Genomic DNA, 19,218 nt, shown 5'->3' on the forward strand with positions numbered 1-19,218 from the left:
ACGATTTTATAAATTAAAAGTCTTTATATTAGCAAAGGAGTTTATATGGCATTCGCTAACAAAGTAAAAGAATTAAGAGAACTAAAGAAACTAACCCAAGAAGACCTAGCCAAACTATGTAAGGTTTCCACCAAGACCATATCAAGGTATGAGCTTGGGGAATCAAAGCCAAGGTACAGGAAGACCTACGACCTTCTGGCAGAGCACCTAGATACAACTCACGATTATCTTGTAACAGATGAGGATGAGTTTATCCTAAAGGCTAGAGAAAACTTTGGCGAAAATGGAGCAAAGGATGCCCAAGATATGATCAATGGGGTAATAGGCCTTATGGCTGGTGGGCAACTCCCTGAAAATGACAAGAGAGCAATCCTAGATGCCATATCAGAGGCCTATTATATAGCAAAGATGGAAAATGAGAAGAAAGGTAAATAATGGGAGTATCCTACGATAATATCTACAAAAAAGCTAGGGAGCTTATAGAAAAATACAAGTCAAGAGATCCTAGGGATATCCTAGAAAGAAGAGGCGTCCACCTCATAGCCTTCAAGACCAACACCCATCTTTTGGGTATGTATAAAATAATAAAGGGAGTAAGCTTTGTCTTCTACAATCCCTTTGTCGATGAAAGAATCCAAAATATGGTCTTTGCCCACGAACTAGGCCATCATATTTTCCATGAAGATGCTGCCTCTAATGAGCTTATAGAATATGAGCTTTTCGATATAAATTCAGAAATGGAACTTGAGGCCAATATCTTTGCAGCCCACCTCCTTCTTGACGAAAAAAGTCTAATCGAAGATGTCAAGGAAGGCTACACCTACAACCAGCTGGCGAGTATGTATGATGTAAATGTCAATCTCATGATATTTAAGCTAAATGAAATGCACAGGATGGGTATGCCCATAAGAAAGGAAGCCCCATCCAAGTCTACCTTCTTTAGGGATATAGAAGATAGGACATATAATTACTAGGGATTGTAAAGAATCCTTTTTCCATAGAAAAAAAGACCCCACAGGGTCTTTTTTGATTTATTCTTAGCTTATTTAGCTTCTGAAACAACTTTTATTGTTTCATCTTTATCTAGGGAAGATCTAGCAAAGATTGAGTAGCCTTCTCTTTCTACAACTAGGTATCTGAAAGAGCCATCATCCCAGAATTTACCATCTTTGTCGCCAACCTTCACATCTTTTGCATCTTCTGGCATTTTGAAGAGTCCTTTGAATCTTTCAGCATTATCAGAAAGTTGAACTGTAATCTTTTTGGCAGGGTTGTTTTTTTCGCCAAACTCAATTGTCAAAAGATCTTTTTTCTCATCTCTAAAGTTTTCTCCAAAATTTTCTGGAAGATAATTGTATTTTACATCGTAAATTGGGCTATCGAACTTCTTAGCTGAAGCGTCTTTCTTATTTGCGTCTTCTTTCTTATCTTCCTTGCTATCTTTATTATCAGCTTTTTCTTCTTGTTTTGTTTCTTCTTTAACGTCTTCTTTCTTATTAGCATCATTTGAACAAGCCATAAGACCAAAAGCTAGGCTTAGAGTCATAGCACTTGCAAAAATTTTTTTAATATTCATTCCCTTCTCCTTTATATGAATTCGGTTTTAATTATACTAAATTTCCGAGCTTAAAACAAGTGATTTCAACGCTTTAACAGGTTTTCAGTTTAAATAGAGTCATCTTTTTGGAGGTCTAGGACAGAAGCTGCCATAACTTCTACGGCAGGTCTTATAGCCTTATCTGAGCAGTAGAAATTTTTGCTATGAAGGGCCTCTTTGGCATGGCCTTCTTCTCCGCTTCCAAACCAGTAGAAAAATCCTGGAACTTCTTTCATATAAAAGGCGAAGTCCTCACTTGCCATGGTGTGGCCTTCTGTGATTATATTTTCTTTGCCTAAGATTTTTTCTGCAGATTTTAGAACTTTTTCATACATTTCTTCACCATTATATACAGATGGAATTTTTTCTGTATAGGTGATTTTGTATTTACATTCATAGGCTGTCGCTATATTTTCTACTATAGCCTCCATCCTTTTTATAGATTTTTCGAGATTTGCTTCTGATAGGGATCTAATTGTTGCTGATAGGTGGGTCTTATCTACAACTAGGTTGTCTTCTGAGCCTCCACTTATAGAATTTACAGACAAAACTGCATTGTCGAAAGGATTTGTGTTTCTTGAGATTATAGTCTGGAGGGCCATTACTATATTTGAGGCACAGACTATTGGGTCGATATTTAGATGAGGCATAGAACCATGTTGTCCCTTGCCAAAGATGTCGATTTTAAAATTAACCTTCGAGCTCATCAAGGAACCCTTCTTGATGATAGCCTTGCCGAAGTCTACTTCTGGCCAATTGTGAAGACCTATTACCCTATCAATTTTCACTTTTTTGAAAAGTCCCTTGTCTATATATTCCTTGGCTCCCCTAGTGATTTCTTCGGATCTTTGGAAAATGAAAACTACATCCCCATAAAGCTCGTCTCTATGTTGGGATAAGACTGTTGCTATGGCAAGGAGAACTGAAGTGTGGTAATCGTGGCCACAGGCGTGCATTACATTTTCTATTTTTGACTTATAGGAAACATCTGTCTCTTCCTTTTGTGGGAGGGCATCAATATCCGCCCTAATACCAACAACAGTGCCCTTTTTTCCTGTATTTAGCCTTGCTATAAGGCCTGTTTCGATAGGAAAGTCTATTATTTCTATATTATCAAGTTTTTCTAGATATTTTCTTATTATCCCTGTAGTCCTTACTTCCTTGCCGGAAACTTCTGGATTCATATGGATATCATGTCTAATCTCTATAATTTTTTCTAATATATCATCTGATAAGCTAAAACTCATTTATAGATATCCTCCTTTTACTTCTCTACTAAGAATATACTTTTAAGAAAAAAACCTACAAATAAAAGCTAATGGGAAAATTTGTTTATCTTTTCCCATTAGCCTCTTTTATAGAAATTTATTTCTTTTACTATCAAAGTCTAGGTCTGATTTATAAATTTCATCTATTTTTATTTGATTTTTCTTTGCCAAAGGCTCGATTTTTTCTATATCTTCTTTTTTATATACATAGACCGATACGCCACAGGCATGGCTCGCCTGTCTTGGTGTTGGGGCAAGGGTTGCTTTTATCTTCTCTTTTCTTAATATTTCTAATAAACTTGTGGCTATAGCCGCATTTTCTACTAAAATAAAATATTTCATTAATCAAGCATTTCTATAAATGCACCTATTCTTGTTTTTAATTGTTCTGCATCTTCGTCTGTATAGTCAGTTTCTATTCCTATGCAAGGGATGTTTTCTTCTTGTAGTCTTTTTTCTACGAAATATCCTTCTGTGTCATAGATGTTACAGAATTTAAGGTTGATATCTATTACTCCGTCAGCATTGTATTCGTGATAGAGTCTAATTATATCGTCAATTCTTGATGTATTTGGTGTAAAGCAAGCGCAGTTTATGCTTCCTAGATATCTTTTGGCAAGATTTTTAACTTCTGTATCCAAATCTCCCTTGGTTTCATCTACTGGGTTTTCTATATATCTAATACCCGTACACAATTCTTCTCCTACAACTGCTCCACCATTTGTTTCGATTATTTGGTGTAATTTCCAGTTTGGTATTGAAAGTGGAGTTCCTGTAAGAAGAATTCTTTTTGTTCCCTTTTTAAATACTGATACATTTTCCTTAACCCTTTGGTCAAGTTCATCGCAAAGTTCATTAACTTTTTGAGTAAATCTTACTGGGTCATCAAAAAATGAGATTTGAGTTATTAGAAGGGTATCTCTTCCTGAGATTGGAACATTATCGAGCTTTCTAAAGTCGTAAAGTCTTTGCATGGCACGTCTTTTGTTATTAATCATTACAATTGCATCGTGCAAGTTTTCTGCTGTTACTTTATTTCCAGTTAAATCTTCAAGTCTATCTATGTATAAGTTAATTTCCTTCTCCCATTTTTCGAAATCTTCCTTCCTCTTCATTTGTGGGATATCCATTATATACATTGGTGCATCTTCTGCCAAGATTTCCCAAGCTTTTTTCTTCCCATCGCAAGTTGTTTCTCCAACAAAGAGGTCTGCTATCCTAAAAAATGGACAAGTTCTATCAAATCTTGCTCCCAGTGATGCCTTGATCAAAGGACAAGTCGCTGTTGGCAATTTCTTCTCCCCACCTGGAACCCAAAATTGTGAACCTGAACAGAGTCCTGTAGAAATTCCATTTGCTGCCCAAACAACTTCTTCTGGAACATGGATACAAAAACTTCCAATAACTTTTTGACCATTCTTTTGAGCTTCAATCAATTCTGCAGGTCTTATTCCGTGGATATCTGCTGTAACTGCATTAAAATAATCCATCTTTTCTGGTCTGTCTTCTTGTGATAAAAAAACATCTCCAAAGGCTTGTGGCAAAGCTTCGCACAACAAATCGTGCTTATCAAGGTCCATACTCAATCCGTTCCACATTTCATGATTCTTATCCATATTATTTCTCCTTGTAAGTTAAGATTTTATCCGCCTTATATATGCATTTATCAAAAGTAAAGTCAGGACTTTTGGACTTTACAATTTTATAAGCTTTGTCAATATTTTCATCGATTAGATCAGTAACTTCAAAAGGACAAGTCGCTTGTATAATTTTTCTTTTAATATTTTTCCTTTGGTATTTGGACCTTATGTATTTTAGAAAAGAGATTCTTTCATCTAAATCTTTGATAAATCTTATGTAGAATCCTAATTTATAAAGCAAACTTCCATCTATATCACTTTTTTCTAGATCCCTTAGAAGAATTTTGATTTTACCAAGTTTATCTTGACTTTCCTTATAGATTTTTTCATCGAAAGATATATCCTTAATATTTTCAAGATAAGCTCTTAAATCGTTTTCATATACTAGATCTTTGTCAGTGGATTTCTTCAAACAAGTATTGAATTTCTCACAGAAACTATCAACAACAAAAAATCGTGATGAATATATAAGAGGACATTTTTGAGTTTTAAGATAGGCAATAGTAGAATTTATTGGGTCACAAAAATCATCTACTTTACAATAGTCAAAAATATGGGCATCTAAGCCGATGATTGGATAGGCAACAAAACCATAGGAAATTAGAAGAGCCTCACAAGTATCGCTAAAAACTCCGACAACATTATCTTTTTCCATCTTTGCATAAATTGCATCGACATAAGCCTCTCGTCTAAATTCTTCTAGGCCTTTTTTCATAAGATAGCTGCTCCGATTGCCCCAGCAAATCTTCCATCTGGATGGCTATAAAGCTTACTAGCTAGTTTTTCTTCTAGAGATTTCATTATGTAGGTATTATTTGAAAAACCACCAGTTAGAAAATAACCTTCGGTATTGGACTTTTTTTGAGCAAGTTTTGAAACTTTTGAAACTATAGAATTGATAACCCCACTTGCTATATCCTCTCTTTTTGTTCCCTTGCCCATCAAAGAAACTACTTCAGATTCTGCAAAAACAGTGCAAGTTGATGAAAGCTCAATATCTTTGCCATTTTTAGCCATTTGGAAAAATTCATCAAGGTCAAGACCAAGTCTATTTGCCATAACCTCCAAAAATTTACCCGTTCCAGCTGAGCACTTATCATTCATCAAAAAATCAACAACCCTATCTTCATTTTGGACTATTACCTTAGTATCCTGTCCTCCAATATCTATGACTGTCTTATCTTTTGAACCTAAAAAATGTGCTCCCTTGCCATGGGCGGTAATTTCTGTAATCACCTTATCGGCAAAGTCGACTGCAATTCTTCCATAACCTGTGGCTGTTATGTGGCTTTCCTTTCTACTATAGCCAAGGCTTTCTAACTTGTTAATTATCAATCTTCCAGTTTCCTTGCTATTCCATCCGCTACTTATGACTTCTTTATAAAGTATTTCATTTTTTTCATTATTTATGACAACAAATTTGCTTGCTGTCGATCCAATATCGATACCAATATAATACATATTACCCTCTCTATCTAACATGATATCATAAATGAAAACTTTTTCAAAATAATTCGAAAATTTTTTATAAAATTTTAAATAAAATCCCCAAAAAACTGAATTTTGGGGATAGGTCACTTCTTCTTATTTATTTTTTATCTTGTCATTTCCTCTAAATCTTTTTCCACACTAGTGTTTCCTGAAATATTGAAATTTTCCACCAAGAAATTTACGACTGTTGGTGAAAGAAAGGCAGGAAGAGTTGGTCCTAGGTGGATATTTTTTACACCAAGGCTTAGGAGGGCGAGTAGAACTATTACAGCCTTTTGCTCATACCAAGCTATGTTGTATTCGATTGGAAGATCATTTATATCATCTAAGCCAAAAGCATCCTTTAGGGCAAGGGCTATTTGGACAAGTGAGAATGAGTCATTACATTGACCAGCATCTAGCACTCTTGGTATCCCATTTATATCTCCTAGGCCAAGCTTATTGTATCTATATTTCGCACAGCCTGCTGTAAGGATTACATAATCTTTAGGAAGGGCCTTGGCAAAGTCAGTATAGTAAGACCTTTCTTTGTGTCTTCCGTCACAGCCTGCCATTACTACAAATTTCTTGATATTGCCCTTCTTAATCTCATCAATTACCTTATCGGCAAGATCTATTACTTGCTTGTGGGCAAAGCCTCCGACAACTTTGATATCTTCTAAGTTTGTTGGAGCCTTACATTTTTTAGCTAGCTCAATTATCTCTGAGAAATCCTTCTTGCCATTTTCATCTATTTCTATATGCTTACAGCCTGGATAGCCTGCGTTTCCTGTTGTAAACATCCTTTCCTTGTAGGTGTTATTTTTCTTCATAGGAACTATACAATTAGTAGTCATAAGGATTGGACCGTTGAATTTTTCAAACTCCTCATTTTGGCTCCACCAACTATTACCATAATTGCCATGGAAATTATCATATTTTTTAAATTCTGGATAGTAATTTGCTGGAAGCATTTCTGAGTGGGTGTAGATATCAACTCCGCTATCCTTTGCTTGCTCAAGGAGCATCTTCATGTCGTTTAGGTCGTGGCCTGAGATTAAAATTCCTGGCTTCTTACCTGCTGAATAATCTACTTCTGTGATTTCTGGATTGCCGAAAGTTTCTGTATTAGCCTTATCAAGTAGGGCCATAGCCATAACTCCGTGGCTTCCAGTCTCCATTACAAGGTCTATTAGCTTAGTAATATCTGTGCAAGCTTTAGTAGTTTCTTCTAGGGCATAGGCTAGAAATTTGTCAACTTTTTCATCTCTAAAGCCTAGGACATTGGCGTGGTGGTTGTAGGCTGCCATTCCCTTTAGTCCGTAGATTACAAGCTCTGTAAGAGACCTTTCATCCTCATTCATTATATTTAAAACACCAACTTCGATAGCCTTTCTCCTAAGCTCATCGCTATCGTCTGACCTATATCTAGCAAATTCTGAAAGCTTATCACTTTCTACATCTTTTAGAAGCTCATCTTTCATAGCCAAAGTTTCTTTAACTAGATTAAGTATAGCTTTCGTATCGAAGTTTGCATTGGTAATGGTTACGAAAAGATTGTTTGATAGTCTATCGTAATATTTTTCTTCAACTTCGCCCCTTTTATTTATCACTTCAGCAAGTCCCTTTGTTACATAAACAAGCAAGTCTTGCATATTTGCAGTATCTTCATTCTTACCGCAAACTCCTTGTATTTTACATCCTTGATTCTTAAAAGTTTCTTGACATTGATAACAAAACATACATTTCTCCTTTATTTCTTATTTCCTTAACTGTATCTATTATAAGCTAAAGGCTAGTCCTATTTCTGTAACATATGTTACGATAATGATTTTTTCAAAAAAATTAGTATATTAATAATAAAGAGCAATGATAGTAAGATAAGGAGGAATTATGTCATTTTTAGATAAACTAAAGGGAGTTTTTTCTGGCGAAGAAAAAAAAGATGAACATATCCAAAAGGAAGTCAAAGAAGATGAAATTATCCTTGCACCAATTACAGGAGAGGTTAAGGATATTAAAGAATGTGTCGATCCTGTTTTTTCCCAAGAGATTGTAGGCAAGGGCGTTATCACTATCCCAAGTGAGGGTAAGGTCTATGCTCCAGTTGCTGGCAAAATCTCAATGCTTGCAGAAACTGGCCACGCTATTGGTATCACTAGTGTTAACGGTACGGAGCTATTAATTCACATAGGTCTAGATACAGTAGAGCTTGAAGGCAAACCTTTCGAAATCAAAGTAGCTAGCAATAGCCAAGTTCAATGTGGTGACCTTCTAATAGAATTCGACATTGATGCTATAAAAGAAGCTGGCAAAGAAATCCAATCACCAATCATTATTACAAATACTGATGATAAGACAATCACTTGTCTTAAACTAGGTCAAATAGTTCATGGCGAAGACCTTCTAAAGATAGAAGCTTAATTACTAATACCAGGTTTGATATAGGCCTGGTATTTCTATTTAAACCGGAGGATATATTGAAATTAATCGGAGTAGACTTAGATGGTAGTCTTCTTAATAGTAAAAATCAAATAAGCGAAAGAACGAAAAAAACACTAATAAGGTCCATGGAAGAAGGCAATAAACTTGCTATAATTACTGGTAGGGACTTCTATGCGGCGGACTTTCTAGGAAAAGCCCTGGCCTTTGATAAATACGGCGGTCTTATTTCTTCATCAAATGGTGCCCATGTCTACGATATGAAAGAAAAAATGACCATTATTAACCACTACCTAGATTATAATCTCATAAAAGAGATGATAGCTTTCGGCAAAAGTCTTGGTTTTGATTATATAATCTATCACAAAGGAGAAATCCTCGCTGAGAATGACAGAACCCACAGCCTAGAATTTTTATCACAAAAAAACAAAATGCCTTACAGGATAATAGGAAACTTAGAAGATAAGATAGATTTTCCCCTAAATAAGCTCCTTTTTTCTGCAAGGCCAGAAATAATAGAAAAGAATATAGAAAAGTTTAGGGATAGATTCAAAAAAAGAGTTAATCCCATCCATTCCATGCCCCAATTTCTAGATTGTATGCCACTTGGAATAAACAAGGGCAAAAGCATTTTGGAAATAGCCGACTATTTTTCCATAAAACATGAGGACACTTATGCCTTCGGTGATGAAATAAACGATATGGAAATGATCCAGATGGCAGGAGTTGGAATCGCTATGGCTAATGCTAGCAATAGATTAAAAAAAGAAGCAGACGAAATTACTTTATCGAATGATGAAGACGGGATAGCTTATTATATAGAAAAGAATTTATTAAAGGAGAAATAATGAAATTAATAGGAGTAGATGTCGATGGAACTCTTGTAAATAGCAAGAGGGTCATAACTGAAAATACAAAAAGAGCCTTAATTTCTGCCATGAAAGAAGGCCACAAGGTCGTAATAGTTACTGGAAGGCCTACTGCTGGGGCTCGTGACTTGGCAGAAAGATTAGAATTTGAAAAATATGGAGGTCTTATTTCAAGCTTTAATGGAGGAGCAATAACAAACTTTGCTACAGGAGATCTTCTTTCTAACCACGAAATGGATCATAAGCTTGCAGTAGAAATCTTAGAATTTGCCAAAGACCTAGTCCTCGAGACCATGGTCCCTTATAAGGATACAGTTTATAGCCCAAAAATCGGTCCTTACACAAAGGGTGAGGCTACTACCCTAAAGATGGAGGCAGTCGAAGTAGAAGATCTCTATAAAAAAATCGACTTTCCTGTAAATAAAATCCTCTTTGCAGCAGACCCTGAAATAATTGATGATCCAGCAAAAAAACTTTATGAAAAATTTGGAAAACTTACAGTCCAAGTTAAATCCTCAAGATTTTACTATGAAGTTATGCCAAAAGGACTTTCCAAAGGAAAAAGCCTTCTAGAAATAGCAGAAATATTTAATATAGACCAAAAAGACATCATAGCCTTTGGTGATGAAATGAACGATGAGACTATGATTAAAGCTGCTGGAGTGGGAGTTGCCATGGGAAATGCAGTAGAAAAAATAAAAGAAATAGCAGACTACGTAACCCTCACAAATGACGAAGACGGCATAGCCTACTATCTTGATAAATTTGTTTTATAAAAGCTTTGGATAAACTTTGAGAGCCTGGGCTTAATTCTTGTAATCTTCAATATTTATTACATGGTCAAAGCTTTGTAGATAGGCTTTGTCTTGATTGTGAGTGATTACTATTCTAGTTAGATTATCTAGGCTTTCGATTAATCCTTCGATTGACCTAGCACTTTCTGGATCAAGTCCACTAGTTGGCTCATCGAAGATTAATACTTCACTTCCCTTATACAAGGCCCTAGCAAGTTCTAATTTCTTTTTCTCGCCACCAGAAAGACTTCCATTTTTTATTATCCCGTCCTTCTTCTCATGATAAACTCGACTTAGGCCGACCCTATCGATAATTCCTTCAATCCTATCTCTATCAAGCCCATCATCAGCCATGCCTATATTGTTTATAAAAGTATCCTCAAATACTATAGGATTTTGTGGGATATAGTAGATACTATCATATAATTCTTCTTCCGAAAAATCCTTGAAGTTGCCATTAGAAAATGAAATCTCTCCCCCATAGTCTTCATTTACCTTCATAAGAATCTTGGCAAGAGTGGACTTACCAGAACCTGAATTTCCAATTATGGCATAGGACTTAGATTTTTCTATATCCAAATCCATCTTATCAAAGACCTTGATAGGTCCATAGGAAAATGATAGATTGTTTAGCCTAAGGTCTAGTTGTGGAATTTTTTCTTCTTTGACAATTTCTTTCCTTTCAGGAATCTCACTTATCACCATCTCCTTTATTTTCTTAGTAGATAAAATGTTAACCAAATATCCAAAAGAATCTGCTAAAGTCGCTGTAGAAATTGAAACTAACTTTAGAGAAGCCAAGAGGTCAGATAGTTGTAAATATTGATTCTTAACCAGAATACTACAAATATATGTAACTGACAAAGATGATAAAATATTAATACTAAAAAGAGTTTGACCGAACATGCTAATGGAAACATTTAGATGGGTTAAAGATTTCAATAACCTATTATCATCCACATCGAATTTTTTCAAAAAATATTCTTTATTCTCTTGTTCTCACATCTTATTAAAAAACTATATTTTCTTATCGACCAATCTACTTTTCTAAATTTATATCGTTAGATAAAACATTTCAGTATCACTTCTTGTCACTAGTTTTTTAAATATATAACATTAAAATTTTTGTATTCATTTCTATACTCAGTATCAGCAATCAAAAATGTTTTGCCAGAATTTTCGAATTCTTCAAATATTAATGATCTAATAGCAAAATCTATAGAAAATAAATTATTGTCGATTAAAATCACATCCTTACCTGATAGCAAAGCTCTGGCTATAGCAATTCTATCGATTTGCCCTCCTGATAGTTCATCACTAATTAGTTCTTTCCTATCCTCCAAATCATTTAATGAAAAATTTTCTACAATTTCTCTATACATATAAGGATTACCGTCAGTAACTATGTTCTCATATAAATCTTCGCTTAATACTGATGAATTCTTAAGAACCAAACAATATTCTCTGTTACTAGCAAGCTCTTTAAAAATCCTGCTCTTACCAGAACCATTGTCTCCAATTAATACATTTACTTCACCCAAACTTATTCTATTTATGATATTATCAACTTTAAAAATAGATTTATCTTCGCATAAATTGAAGTTCAGCTTATTATTAAAGGAATCTAAACTCACTTTCAAATCATTATTTATTACTATAAATGTCGATACATATGTCGATAAGTCATTTATGATAAAACTATAGCTTATCAACAAAGCAAGGTCTCCTACAGAAAAGTTTCTAAAATATATTACTGCCAAGAGTATAGATATTAAATTCAAATCTACCAAAGATTGGTTGATAGTGTTTATCATAATATTGAAATAGCTATACTTAAACTTATCACTCTTATTTTTCATTAAATGTTTATTATAGATATCAAAATATTTATTCTCCAGAGATTCAATCCTTATTTTTCTGCTTTCACCTATAACATCTTGGTATATCTTTATGAGGTTAGTTTCATTGTTTCTTATAATCATACTTTTATCGTAAAGCTTATCTTTTAGGAAATTCAATATGAAGAATATAAGTATAGGAACTACTAGTATAACCATAGCTACATAAATATTTATTGAGGCAATTATTATAAACGCTATTATAGAGCCAACTACATTGCAGATTGTATCAACTCCATATGATATATATGATACTATTGAATTAATATCATTTTGAATAGTATCAATAAATATTTGGCTATTAGAATCCGAAACTTTTCTAGATTCAAGGCATTTGCTAATGATTCTCTCATACATAACATTGACCCACTTATGTTGCGCCTTAATATCTATATCTGCTCCCAATTTTATAAGTGGAAATCTTAACAGAAAGATAATTGTATATAAAAATACAATGATTAATAAATTATTATTTTGATTTGAGTCAAAATAAAGTTTGATTAGGTATGATAATAACAAAGGAATATTATGTGCTAAAAGCCAAATTAGCAAGTCTAATACAAAATATTTAGGATATTCTTTAATTAAAGTTTTTACATTAATATTTTCCAAGATCAATCACCTCGTCTGCCATGGCAATAATTCTCTCTTCATGACTGATAATAACTATGATCTTATCAATATTATCAGCAAGCTTAAAGAAAGCATCACATTTACCTTCGTCAATCCCCAAAAACGTCTCATCCATTATAATGATATCCTTATTTGAATTTAAAGCCTTAAGAAGATATAAGCTCCTATATTCACCATTAGATAATTCATCCAATGGGGTGGCAAAATCCTTATTTGGAAGAAAAATATTTAGAGTTCTTATGGATTCTTGATTTTCACTAATCACATCAGCAATGATAGCTTCCTTAGATAATTCAATTTTTTGATCTATGTATTCTATCTTTTCACTAATAGATTCTTTCTTAAACATCCTTATATCAATATCATTATATTTTATACTTCCATCTATTGGATCAAATAGCCTAACCATCAAGTTAATCAGTGTTGACTTACCCGATCCAGAGACTCCTCTTACAAGATATTTTTTCTTAGAGAAAGTGTAATTAAAATCTTTAAAAATTTCCTTCTCAGAATAGGAAAAACTTACATTAGAAAACTCAATCTTGGATACTTTTTCACACAAATCATAATTCCCATATTCTAGTTTTCTAGAATTCAAATCTAAAAATCCAAATATTCTTTCTTTTACAATCCCTATATTAGGTAGAGTCTCTAATTGTAATCTTATCTCCATAATTGGATCTTCTATTAAATCAATATAATATATAAACAAATATAAGCTTCCCAAAGTTACTAGCTCATTGTTGATTAAAAATATTCCTGATATCATCACAATTATCTTCATAGATGAAAATACAAAAATAGAACTAATCCAATACTCATAAGAAATAAAGTTTGATACAACTTCGTAACTAAAAAATTTCGATATTGATTTTCTCAACCTGTTTATTAAATAAGTATCTTTATCAATGTATACAAACTCCTCCAATAAAGTAAAAGTCTCAGAGAATAGACTTATCATTCTATCATAAGTTTCCTTGGTATTTTTAACCTTGATTTTAGATTTTTCCTTAATTTTATTTAATAAGATTAAGAAAGCTATAATCATCACAATAAATAAAAATGAAAAATAAGATAACTTATTAACTGATACAATAAAAATTCCAGAAAGAATTAAAATATTCTTAAATGTTATCGATAAAAAATTTATATAAAAATCTATTAATGAGTCCACATCCTTATTTAAATTAATCAATTTTCCTTCATCTTCTCTAATAATATTTAGGTAACTAATATCAAGTAACTTAGACATCATATTTTTTTTGAGATCATACTCTAATGAATAATTTAGATAATTTTCCAATAACATATCGAAAATATTAAAAATTCCCTTAGCTATCACTAGTAATGCAATCACCAAAAAAATATTTTTCAATCTATATATATTTGAAATGTTATCAATAAATTTAGATATATAAATAGGATAAAAAACCATTGTCAAGGATATTAAAATAAGCAAAATTCCATGAATAGCAATAATAAATTTTTTTTGTAAATCAATTTTCATAATTACCTCTTAAAATAATGAGCTGCTGCAAAACTATGATTGTATCGTATCATCATTATAATTACCACATAAAAATTTCAGTCTCGTTTGATAACTTATTGAAATTTTTGTATGTGTTCTTTAGTTGAAATCTACAAATTTTTGATTCTGCAACAGCCCTTGTGTTTTTACTATGCCTTCTTAATTATTCTAATTTTTACAACATTTTTTGTAGAAATACTACCTTTGCATTTAGACATAAATTCACCTCCTTTAGATTTATTTATAAATAATATATATTATTTATATTTCTTTAATTATTTCAACTTCTTCATCACTATAAATATAGTGGACTACCTCCTTTGTTTTGATAAATGTACTTGTAATTTCGTTGTATATTTTACTTGGAATCTCTTCAAGATAGTTAATAAAATTTTCTATAGTATCTTCAACTTTAGAATTAGATACTAAGTAATCATAATACGAACATTTTTTACTTAATGCCCAATAATTTTTTCCATCCAAATAATTGACTATCATAAATGGAAAGAGCATACAAAATAATGGTTTATTTTTTTGAATTTTACAGTTTCCTTTTGAATCTCTCAATTTACATGTTGGGGACTGCTGTGTTAAATCAATGTTTCCACTTTCATCATTATCGAATGTATTTAATAAATTTATATTATCATTCAAACAAACAATTTCCGCCCCTATATCCACTAATTCATCAACTTCACTTTCAAGAATGTGTATAATGCCTTTGCAATCACTATATTCGCATTCTATACATGATTCATGTATATTAGAAAATAAATCTTTATTTAATCTATCTTTAATTAATCTTAACAATATAATTCTTTTACTACCATATAAAAATTGTCTATGGAATAATATATAAATATATGATAAAATATTAATTTAGGTGATGTATATGAATGATAGAAAATATATTTTCGGGAAATTCTTAAAGGATATTAGAAATAAGAGGAATTTAAGTCAAGAGAGATTGGCTGAGCTTAGTTTTATTAATATCAAAACTATTTCTAATATGGAAAATGCCAAGGTTAACTTTGATTTGGATAACTTGGATAGACTTTCTTCTATTTTATCTGTCGATTTGATTGAAAAGTATTTTGAGATAATGTATGAAGATAGCTCAAATATTGAAAATATCATTTCTTCCTTAAATAGCAAAGATAGGTACGAAGGAAAAGATCAGTCTCTTGAGATTAATGAACTTATAAGAATAAAAGAAAGAACTTCTAGAGATGTTGTGAAGATTAAGGCTTTAAAGTTGATATTGTTTTTTAGGAGTATGGAAGTCAAAGGTAATCCTGCTCTTAGAAAGAATTTGATTATAAAGGCACTAAATGCAGGTGGAAAGTTTGATTTCAACGATCTAAATAATAATTATTATGATAATATAGATTATAGGATTTTGATGAACTATGCAACGTGTTTAGATGATATTCAAGAGAGGCTGATAATTTGTAAGTTTATAGAAGAGAGCGATGTTTTAGATAATAATGTTAGAGCAGTTTTGTACCATAATATTAGTAATATTTATTACATATTGGAAGATAATCAGAAAGCTCTAGAATATATTAATATGGCCTTAGCTTATAATTCGGACAATCCTAAGTCCGCTGTAATGCTTTATACTAAAGCTATTATTCTAATGGATGATAAGCTTCCCTACGAAGATTATATAAAAGAAGCCCTCGATATTTCTAAAAAAACTGATCCTGATACTTATAATTTCATCTTACATAAATTCAAAAATATAAAAAGATAGCTTACTAGTATGCTTATTCTAAGGAGCAAGTATGATTGAAAGAGTAACAGAGCTTGTTAAGGAAATTCTTATTAGAAAGAAGGATATAAATCTCGCTGTGGATATGACGGCAGGTAATGGTCATGATTCGGCCTTTATCCTCGATGTTTTGGGTGCAAAGAAGCTTATCGCCTTTGATATTCAAGAAGAGGCAAGGGAAAATACCTTAAATTTACTTGGACCTAGGGATAATTTTTCCTTTATTTTGGACAGTCATGCCCATATTGATAATTACATAAAAGAAAAAATCGACTTGGCGGTTTATAATTTAGGCTATCTACCAAATTCTGATAAGACCATCACTACAAGGGCCGATTCTACTATAGAAAGTTTAAAGAAGATCTTAGGCCTTCTACAGAAAAATGGCAGGGTGATTATAACCATCTACCCAGGCCACGCCCAAGGAAAAATCGAAGCGGATAGGCTTGAAATTTTCTTAGAAAAGCTAAACCCAAAGGATTTTGCTATCCTTAAATTATCCTACCCAAATAAAACAGATATCTCACCCTATGTTATTCTCATTGAAAAGAAATTCTAAATATTTTCCCTAATAAAATCATTGGTCAATTCAAAAATTTCTAGTCTTTTTTCATAACTCGTAAAGTTGTGGCCAATATTTTCTATTTCTATATACTTACAATCCGTGAACTTCTCTTCTAGAAGGGTCATGGATTCTTTTTCTATAACAGGATCTTTTTCTCCCCTAACAAGGAGGACCTTGCCCTCATAAGACTTTGCCATTTTTAAAAAATCATATTTTCTGCTATCTTCTACAATCTTTGCCGATAGTCTAAGGCCACCCAAGTCCTTCTCGCCTACAAGTTGGCTTCTGGATAAGTCATCTAGGCTTTTTATAAGATTTGAGTTTTCCAAAGAATAGTTGATTCCCGGCGCATAAAGTATAAGTCCCTTGGGATTTTTAAGCTCTGCTATTTTTATTGCTACAGCCCCTCCCATTGAGTGGGCCCTAATAAATATTTTGTTTTTATCTACAAAAATTTCTCTTTCTACACTTTCATAAATTAGCTTTGCATCTTCAATCTGCCTAGTAAAGGTCAAATCGTAAAAGCTCCCCTCGCTTTCCCCACAGCCCCTAAAATCAAATCTATATACAATAAAGCCTGCCGCAGTTAGGTACTTTGCTTGCTGGATTGACATATAATTAATTCCATTCCTATCATCCATAAGACCATGATAGAAAATTATTGGAATATACTTTTTATTCTCGTTAAAATCATCAGCTGTATTTAAAACGCCTCTAATGATGTCGTTGTTGGCTACTCTTATACTTTTATAAAAATACTTCATAGTCCCTCCTAGCCTATATTTACCCTAAATTTAATAAAAAAGTCTTGTAAGATTATGTAAAATATATTAAGAGCTATTGACTAAATAAAAATATGATGATATCATTATGATATCATAAAGAATAAAAGGAGGAAGTATGGATAAGTTCGAAAAAAAACTCGAAAATTCTAATAATGTTGAAGAGAAAATTCTTAAAGCGAAAAAGAATGGTATTGTCATCTTAATTATCTACCTAGCCCTTCTAGCCGGGTCTATCTTAACTATTGTAGTTAATGGAAATATTCTCGATAGTGGAGATTATTCTAGTTTAAACATTGTTTTATTTGTTATAGCTATAGCCTATATAATCTTGGGTTGGATTATGCTATTAGGTCTTAAAATTTTAAAACCTCAAGAATCCTTGGTCCTAACGCTTTTCGGTAAATATATAGGAACTCTAAAGGGCGAAGGCTTCTACTATGTAAATCCTTTCGTATCTGCTATAAATCCAGCAGCAAGCACCAAACTTGGCCAATCAGGAGATGTTAGTGATAACAAGGGATTTTTCGACAAGGCTAACACGGCAAATTACCAAGCACCTAGCAAAAAAATATCGCTTAAAGTAATGACCCTAAATAATAGCAAGCAAAAAATCAATGATTATCTAGGAAATCCAGTAGAAATTGGTATAGCTGTGATGTGGAAGGTAAAGGATACAGCCAAGGCAGTATTTAATGTTGACAACTACAAGGAATATCTTTCCCTACAGACAGATACAGCCCTAAGAAATATTGTTCGCCAATATCCTTACGATGTGAACCCTCACTATGAAATCGACACGACTGGCGATGGAGAACCGGACGATGGATCACTCAGAGGTTCAAGTGAAATTGTCGCTAGAAGGATTAAAGAAGAAATCCAAGAAAGAGTAGAATTTGCAGGCCTTGAAATAATAGAAGCACGAATTACCCACCTATCTTACGCATCTGAAATTGCAGCAGCTATGCTACAAAGACAACAAGCTTCAGCCCTAATAGATGCTAGAGCAATGCTAGTTGATGGCGCTGTAGGGATGGTTGAGATGGCACTTGCTAAACTTGAAGAAAATAGCGTAATAGACCTAGACGAAGAAAGAAAAGCCGCCATGGTATCAAACCTCCTAGTAGTCCTTTGTGGTAACCACGAAGCAAGCCCAATAGTTAACACAGGAAGCTTGTATTAATGGCAAAAAAACAAATACCCCTAAGGGTATCAGAAAAACTATACGCTCAAATAGCCCAATGGGCAGAAGATGACTTTAGATCAATCAATGGTCAAATAGAATATCTACTAACAGAATGCGTAAAACAAAGAAAAAAAGACGGCAAATACGTATCAGAAACAATAGATGAACCAATAGAATTAGACATTGAGTAAAGAAAAAGTCCTACTTAGAAAATTATTTTCTGTAGGACTTTTTACTTGCAAGTTTTCTTATAAGACTAGATTTATGTAATAGATGCTTTATAGACATGCCAGGTCTATAAAAAATAAAGCGTGGACCAGAAAACTTCATAATCTCACGAATCTGCTCTCGCCTCGCAGGTTCGTAGCAGTGAATCTTACAGTAAGAACAAAATAGCTTACTAGAACCATGAATACAAGAAGAAAGCTTACTTTTGACATAAGCCTTAAGCTCACTAATCTCATCATCAGAAAAACTATCATTCTTCCTATGATACAAATCAATCATCTCACAAACAATCATGTATTCTTCCTTAAGTTTCTTGTCCATAAATCCCTCCTATGTACTAATACTATACTAGATATATCTATCTTAGCTTTTCTAATCTGTAGATTAGATTAAAAAAACAAGGATAACTCCTCAAATATAAAGTTAAACTATATAACAAATCATACAAGCAAATAAAATATTAAGGAAGTTCTCAGAACTGCTTGGTGAGTGTAAATGCTAAAATAAGAATGTACAAAAGTGGCCAAATAAAAATGTACAAATA

General features: G+C 32.8%; 22 protein-coding genes. 9 read left to right on the forward strand and 13 right to left on the reverse strand.

Going from position 1 to position 19,218, the window contains the following annotated elements:
• Nucleotides 1-45 precede the first annotated feature (45 nt).
• Both P6936_RS06505 and P6936_RS06510 read left to right on the forward strand, forming a co-directional pair.
• Nucleotides 46-435, forward strand: coding sequence for a helix-turn-helix domain-containing protein (locus tag P6936_RS06505; RefSeq protein WP_060929778.1), 390 nt, complete (start codon nt 46-48; stop codon nt 433-435).
• Nucleotides 435-974, forward strand: coding sequence for an ImmA/IrrE family metallo-endopeptidase (locus P6936_RS06510; RefSeq protein WP_004837385.1), 540 nt, complete (start codon nt 435-437; stop codon nt 972-974). Before P6936_RS06505 ends, P6936_RS06510 begins: the two co-directional genes overlap by 1 nt.
• A gap of 68 nt (nt 975-1,042) precedes the next feature.
• Here P6936_RS06510 and P6936_RS06515 read toward each other — a convergent pair whose 3' ends face one another.
• The 7 genes from P6936_RS06515 to hcp all read right to left on the reverse strand — a co-directional run bounded on the left by P6936_RS06515 (nt 1,043) and on the right by hcp (nt 7,717).
• The gene (locus P6936_RS06515) at nt 1,043-1,576 is read right to left on the reverse strand and encodes a DUF4367 domain-containing protein (protein ID WP_276881168.1); all 534 of its coding nucleotides are present in this window, start codon (nt 1,574-1,576) and stop codon (nt 1,043-1,045) included.
• A gap of 89 nt (nt 1,577-1,665) precedes the next feature.
• A complete protein-coding gene (locus tag P6936_RS06520) occupies nt 1,666-2,844 on the reverse strand; it encodes a M20 metallopeptidase family protein (protein ID WP_276881169.1) in 1,179 nt (392 codons plus the stop codon).
• A gap of 108 nt (nt 2,845-2,952) precedes the next feature.
• Complete coding sequence (locus P6936_RS06525) at nt 2,953-3,207, reverse strand: DUF3343 domain-containing protein (RefSeq protein ID WP_004837382.1); 255 nt, start codon at nt 3,205-3,207, stop codon at nt 2,953-2,955.
• Nucleotides 3,207-4,481, reverse strand: a complete 1,275-nt coding sequence (locus P6936_RS06530; RefSeq protein WP_004837381.1) for a double-cubane-cluster-containing anaerobic reductase — start codon at nt 4,479-4,481, stop codon at nt 3,207-3,209. The genes P6936_RS06525 and P6936_RS06530 overlap by 1 nt, the downstream gene beginning before the upstream one ends.
• Before the next feature lies 1 nt (nt 4,482).
• Nucleotides 4,483-5,220, reverse strand: a complete 738-nt coding sequence (locus P6936_RS06535; protein ID WP_276881173.1) for a hypothetical protein — start codon at nt 5,218-5,220, stop codon at nt 4,483-4,485.
• Nucleotides 5,217-5,966 carry an acyl-CoA dehydratase activase gene (locus P6936_RS06540; RefSeq protein WP_276881175.1) on the reverse strand — a complete coding sequence of 250 codons (750 nt, stop codon included), beginning with the start codon at nt 5,964-5,966 and terminating at the stop codon, nt 5,217-5,219. Before P6936_RS06540 ends, P6936_RS06535 begins: the two co-directional genes overlap by 4 nt.
• A gap of 134 nt (nt 5,967-6,100) precedes the next feature.
• On the reverse strand, nt 6,101-7,717 hold the full coding sequence (hcp, locus tag P6936_RS06545) for a hydroxylamine reductase (protein ID WP_276881177.1): 1,617 nt from the start codon (nt 7,715-7,717) through the stop codon (nt 6,101-6,103).
• Nucleotides 7,718-7,868: 151 nt separating this feature from the next.
• Between hcp and P6936_RS06550 the strand changes: the two genes are divergently transcribed.
• From P6936_RS06550 to P6936_RS06560, 3 genes are read left to right on the forward strand one after another with little or no spacing between them, the layout of a single operon-like run.
• A complete protein-coding gene (locus P6936_RS06550) occupies nt 7,869-8,399 on the forward strand; it encodes a PTS sugar transporter subunit IIA (RefSeq protein WP_004837377.1) in 531 nt (176 codons plus the stop codon).
• Between the two features lie 56 nt (nt 8,400-8,455).
• On the forward strand, nt 8,456-9,265 hold the full coding sequence (locus tag P6936_RS06555; protein WP_276881179.1) for a Cof-type HAD-IIB family hydrolase: 810 nt from the start codon (nt 8,456-8,458) through the stop codon (nt 9,263-9,265).
• Nucleotides 9,265-10,062 carry a Cof-type HAD-IIB family hydrolase gene (locus P6936_RS06560; RefSeq protein ID WP_276881181.1) on the forward strand — a complete coding sequence of 266 codons (798 nt, stop codon included), beginning with the start codon at nt 9,265-9,267 and terminating at the stop codon, nt 10,060-10,062. The genes P6936_RS06555 and P6936_RS06560 overlap by 1 nt, the downstream gene beginning before the upstream one ends.
• Nucleotides 10,063-10,092: 30 nt before the next feature.
• On the opposite strand, the gene P6936_RS06565 is transcribed toward P6936_RS06560, so the two are convergent.
• The 4 genes from P6936_RS06565 to P6936_RS06580 form a co-directional block, all read right to left on the reverse strand.
• On the reverse strand, nt 10,093-11,055 hold the full coding sequence (locus tag P6936_RS06565; protein ID WP_276881183.1) for an ABC transporter ATP-binding protein: 963 nt from the start codon (nt 11,053-11,055) through the stop codon (nt 10,093-10,095).
• 119 nt (nt 11,056-11,174) lie between these two features.
• Nucleotides 11,175-12,335 carry an ATP-binding cassette domain-containing protein gene (locus tag P6936_RS06570; RefSeq protein WP_276881185.1) on the reverse strand — a complete coding sequence of 387 codons (1,161 nt, stop codon included), beginning with the start codon at nt 12,333-12,335 and terminating at the stop codon, nt 11,175-11,177.
• A gap of 241 nt (nt 12,336-12,576) precedes the next feature.
• Entirely contained in the window at nt 12,577-14,118 is a 1,542-nt protein-coding gene (locus P6936_RS06575; protein ID WP_004837372.1) for an ATP-binding cassette domain-containing protein, read from the reverse strand.
• 282 nt (nt 14,119-14,400) lie between these two features.
• Nucleotides 14,401-14,949 carry a hypothetical protein gene (locus tag P6936_RS06580; protein WP_004837371.1) on the reverse strand — a complete coding sequence of 183 codons (549 nt, stop codon included), beginning with the start codon at nt 14,947-14,949 and terminating at the stop codon, nt 14,401-14,403.
• Between the two features lie 82 nt (nt 14,950-15,031).
• On the opposite strand from P6936_RS06580, the gene P6936_RS06585 reads away from it, so the two are divergent.
• Nucleotides 15,032-15,895 carry a helix-turn-helix transcriptional regulator gene (locus tag P6936_RS06585; RefSeq protein ID WP_276881186.1) on the forward strand — a complete coding sequence of 288 codons (864 nt, stop codon included), beginning with the start codon at nt 15,032-15,034 and terminating at the stop codon, nt 15,893-15,895.
• A gap of 31 nt (nt 15,896-15,926) precedes the next feature.
• Entirely contained in the window at nt 15,927-16,472 is a 546-nt protein-coding gene (locus P6936_RS06590) for a class I SAM-dependent methyltransferase (protein WP_276881187.1), read from the forward strand.
• Here the strand turns inward: P6936_RS06590 and P6936_RS06595 are convergent.
• A complete protein-coding gene (locus P6936_RS06595; protein ID WP_004837368.1) occupies nt 16,469-17,242 on the reverse strand; it encodes an alpha/beta hydrolase in 774 nt (257 codons plus the stop codon). The two genes, P6936_RS06590 and P6936_RS06595, sit on opposite strands and share 4 nt — an antisense overlap.
• A gap of 136 nt (nt 17,243-17,378) precedes the next feature.
• Here P6936_RS06595 and P6936_RS06600 point away from each other — a divergent pair, with 136 nt between their 5' ends.
• Both P6936_RS06600 and P6936_RS06605 read left to right on the forward strand, forming a co-directional pair.
• Nucleotides 17,379-18,443, forward strand: a complete 1,065-nt coding sequence (locus P6936_RS06600; protein WP_004837367.1) for an SPFH domain-containing protein — start codon at nt 17,379-17,381, stop codon at nt 18,441-18,443.
• Nucleotides 18,443-18,637, forward strand: a complete 195-nt coding sequence (locus tag P6936_RS06605) for a PTS ascorbate transporter subunit IIC (protein ID WP_004837366.1) — start codon at nt 18,443-18,445, stop codon at nt 18,635-18,637. Before P6936_RS06600 ends, P6936_RS06605 begins: the two co-directional genes overlap by 1 nt.
• Nucleotides 18,638-18,659: 22 nt before the next feature.
• On the opposite strand, the gene P6936_RS06610 is transcribed toward P6936_RS06605, so the two are convergent.
• Nucleotides 18,660-18,995 carry a nitrous oxide-stimulated promoter family protein gene (locus P6936_RS06610; protein WP_004837365.1) on the reverse strand — a complete coding sequence of 112 codons (336 nt, stop codon included), beginning with the start codon at nt 18,993-18,995 and terminating at the stop codon, nt 18,660-18,662.
• Between the last annotated feature and the right edge of the window lie 223 nt (nt 18,996-19,218).

The organism is Anaerococcus tetradius, assembly GCF_947087635.1.
Lineage (GTDB): Bacteria > Bacillota > Clostridia > Tissierellales > Peptoniphilaceae > Anaerococcus > Anaerococcus tetradius.

What these genes read in the sequence shown, in the direction of transcription:
- P6936_RS06510 (WP_004837385.1), top strand. Translation starts at nt 435, where the DNA reads ATGGGAGTATCCTACGATAATATCTACAAAAAAGCTAGGGAGCTTATA.
- P6936_RS06505 (WP_060929778.1), top strand. Translation starts at nt 46, where the DNA reads ATGGCATTCGCTAACAAAGTAAAAGAATTAAGAGAACTAAAGAAACTA.
- P6936_RS06540 (WP_276881175.1), bottom strand. Translation starts at nt 5,966, where the DNA reads ATGTATTATATTGGTATCGATATTGGATCGACAGCAAGCAAATTTGTT.
- P6936_RS06530 (WP_004837381.1), bottom strand. Translation starts at nt 4,481, where the DNA reads ATGGATAAGAATCATGAAATGTGGAACGGATTGAGTATGGACCTTGAT.
- P6936_RS06590 (WP_276881187.1), top strand. Translation starts at nt 15,927, where the DNA reads ATGATTGAAAGAGTAACAGAGCTTGTTAAGGAAATTCTTATTAGAAAG.
- P6936_RS06525 (WP_004837382.1), bottom strand. Translation starts at nt 3,207, where the DNA reads ATGAAATATTTTATTTTAGTAGAAAATGCGGCTATAGCCACAAGTTTA.
- P6936_RS06570 (WP_276881185.1), bottom strand. Translation starts at nt 12,335, where the DNA reads ATGTATGAGAGAATCATTAGCAAATGCCTTGAATCTAGAAAAGTTTCG.
- P6936_RS06515 (WP_276881168.1), bottom strand. Translation starts at nt 1,576, where the DNA reads ATGAATATTAAAAAAATTTTTGCAAGTGCTATGACTCTAAGCCTAGCT.
- P6936_RS06575 (WP_004837372.1), bottom strand. Translation starts at nt 14,118, where the DNA reads ATGAAAATTGATTTACAAAAAAAATTTATTATTGCTATTCATGGAATT.
- P6936_RS06550 (WP_004837377.1), top strand. Translation starts at nt 7,869, where the DNA reads ATGTCATTTTTAGATAAACTAAAGGGAGTTTTTTCTGGCGAAGAAAAA.
- P6936_RS06520 (WP_276881169.1), bottom strand. Translation starts at nt 2,844, where the DNA reads ATGAGTTTTAGCTTATCAGATGATATATTAGAAAAAATTATAGAGATT.
- hcp (WP_276881177.1), bottom strand. Translation starts at nt 7,717, where the DNA reads ATGTTTTGTTATCAATGTCAAGAAACTTTTAAGAATCAAGGATGTAAA.
- P6936_RS06535 (WP_276881173.1), bottom strand. Translation starts at nt 5,220, where the DNA reads ATGAAAAAAGGCCTAGAAGAATTTAGACGAGAGGCTTATGTCGATGCA.
- P6936_RS06610 (WP_004837365.1), bottom strand. Translation starts at nt 18,995, where the DNA reads ATGGACAAGAAACTTAAGGAAGAATACATGATTGTTTGTGAGATGATT.
- P6936_RS06600 (WP_004837367.1), top strand. Translation starts at nt 17,379, where the DNA reads ATGGATAAGTTCGAAAAAAAACTCGAAAATTCTAATAATGTTGAAGAG.
- P6936_RS06585 (WP_276881186.1), top strand. Translation starts at nt 15,032, where the DNA reads ATGAATGATAGAAAATATATTTTCGGGAAATTCTTAAAGGATATTAGA.
- P6936_RS06605 (WP_004837366.1), top strand. Translation starts at nt 18,443, where the DNA reads ATGGCAAAAAAACAAATACCCCTAAGGGTATCAGAAAAACTATACGCT.
- P6936_RS06560 (WP_276881181.1), top strand. Translation starts at nt 9,265, where the DNA reads ATGAAATTAATAGGAGTAGATGTCGATGGAACTCTTGTAAATAGCAAG.
- P6936_RS06595 (WP_004837368.1), bottom strand. Translation starts at nt 17,242, where the DNA reads ATGAAGTATTTTTATAAAAGTATAAGAGTAGCCAACAACGACATCATT.